General features: G+C 55.9%; 2 protein-coding genes and 2 pseudogenes. 3 read left to right on the top strand and 1 reads right to left on the bottom strand.

Translation table 11 applies throughout. The annotated features are described in order from the left end of the window. Window positions 1–102: 102 nt before the first annotated feature. Window positions 103–711, bottom strand: a pseudogene (locus tag BFP70_RS17770) (DDE-type integrase/transposase/recombinase); the annotation flags it as partial. 108 nt (window positions 712–819) lie between these two features. On the opposite strand from BFP70_RS17770, the gene BFP70_RS17765 reads away from it, so the two are divergent. The 3 genes and pseudogenes from BFP70_RS17765 to BFP70_RS17755 all read left to right on the top strand — a co-directional run. Then, window positions 820–1,251 (top strand): transposase, encoded by a 432-nt coding sequence (locus BFP70_RS17765; protein ID WP_066013032.1) that lies wholly within the window; start codon window positions 820–822, stop codon window positions 1,249–1,251. Continuing rightward, window positions 1,248–1,487: an IS66 family insertion sequence element accessory protein TnpB gene (tnpB, locus tag BFP70_RS17760; protein WP_083217600.1), complete on the top strand. Its 240-nt coding sequence runs from the start codon at window positions 1,248–1,250 to the stop codon at window positions 1,485–1,487. The genes BFP70_RS17765 and tnpB overlap by 4 nt, the downstream gene beginning before the upstream one ends. Window positions 1,488–1,515: 28 nt before the next feature. After that, window positions 1,516–1,873: pseudogene (locus BFP70_RS17755) on the top strand (transposase); the annotation flags it as partial.

Raw genomic sequence — 1,873 nt, 5'->3', positions numbered from 1 at the left:
AGACACGTGTCAGGTCGGTCGCTGTTTGGGTCAAACCAAACCGAGAAGCCATGCGGCACCAACCCAGCGAATGGTCGATCAGTGTTTGAGTCAAACCATCCGAGAACTGGTATCAATCGTATGACTATCGGTGTTCATAATCTCGGGCTTGCCGTATTTTGCGATGGCCTCTTTCAAAGTCTCAACACATAAGCTGGCGTCCAGCGTATTCGAGAGCCGCCACGCCAGCACCTTGCGCGTGGCCCAGTCCATGATTACCATCATATACAAGAAGCCACGCCGCACTGGAATATAGGTGATGTCACTGCACCAAACGTGGTTCGGGCGCGTTATCGGCAGCTTTCTCAGCAGGTATGGATAAATGCGATGCTGTGGGTGCTTCTTGCTGGTGCTTGGACCCTTATAGATGGCTTGCAGCCCCATGATGCTCATCAGACGGCACACACGGTGGCGGCCAGCGTGGAACCCATTTCTTGGCAAGTAAGCCGCGATCTGGCGGCTGCCGAAGAATGGGCATTTGGTAAACACGCGGTCAATTTCATTCATCAAATCCAGCGTCTCAGCATTCACACCAACCGGCGTATAATACAGCGAGGACCGGCTGATCTTAACCAACTTGCACTGCTTCGTCAGGCTGAGATCAGCGCGGTTACGGTCGATGAAAATCTTGCATTCTGACGGGCTCATCGCTTCAGCCTTTGTGACAAAAAATCGTTTTCGACCGCCAATTTATTGTAAACGTTCGCTGGCCCTCACCTTTTGCCCGCTTGTCTGACCTGCGATGCCATGTCCGATGGAGATCGGTGCAGGAGTTTCGCGATGGCGACTACGTTGGAGTTTCTCCGGGATTACGGGGTGGAGATAAGGACCAACGGACAGCGACGCTGGCCGGATGAGGTCAAGGCGCGGATCGTTGCTGAGAGTTTGCAGCCGGGTGTGAGCGTGAATGCAGTTGCGGCGCGGTATGGGCTTTGGGCGAACCATTTGTCGGAATGGCGTGGTCGGGCACGTGATGGCCGGTTGGTTTTGCCTGCGGTTGAAGATGACGGTCTCTGTTTTGCACCGATCGTCATGTCGGATGGTGGCGGCGGTGCGGATGTGCCGGCTGTCGCGGGGCAGCCCACAAAGCCTGACGGATTGTCCTGTAAGCCCATCAAGATAGCGATAGGTCGTGTGACAATCCGGGTCGATGGCACCACCAGTTCTGACCGGATTGCCGAGATCGTGCGGGCACTGGGGGCACGGCGATGATGTTCCCGTCAAACCGCGTGCGAGTTCTGGTCTCGACGCAGCCAGTGGACCTCAGGAAAGGTCATGATGGTCTGGCGGCAATCGTGTCATCTGTGCTGCGCAAGGATCCGTTCACCGGCACGGTGTTTGTGTTCCGCTCGCGCCGTGCCGATCGGCTGAAGCTTCTGTATTGGGACGGCACCGGTCTGGTGATGCCCTACATGGACTTGCATCACTTCCGTTCCGGTTTTCTGTGAGCAATGCTCGCTTTGAAGGAGACTGGATATGGCAGCCAAGCATAGTGAAGATTTCAAGCGCGAAGCGGTTCGGATCGCGGCGCACAGCGGCCTGACACGGCGACAGGTTGCGTCGGACCTTGGGGTTGGTTTTTCGACCATGGGCAAGTGGATGCGGGATTACTCGACCGATCCAACAGCAGCTGAGGACGCGGAGTTGCGCCGCGAGAATGAGCGCTTGCGCAAAGAAAACCGTATTCTGCGGGAGGAGAGGGAGGTGTTAAAAACGGCGGCAATCTTCTTCGCGAGCCAAAAGCAATGAGATTTCAATTCATTGCGGAGTATCGCGGAGATCTTTTACGTGCGTATCTGTGCCGCCTGATGCAGGTTTCAGATCGTGGGCTACG

The organism is Thioclava sp. SK-1 (genome assembly GCF_001705665.1).
Classification (GTDB): domain Bacteria; phylum Pseudomonadota; class Alphaproteobacteria; order Rhodobacterales; family Rhodobacteraceae; genus Thioclava.
Note: the sequence above shows the minus strand (reverse complement) of the source record. Positions and strands in the feature narration are given on the sequence as shown.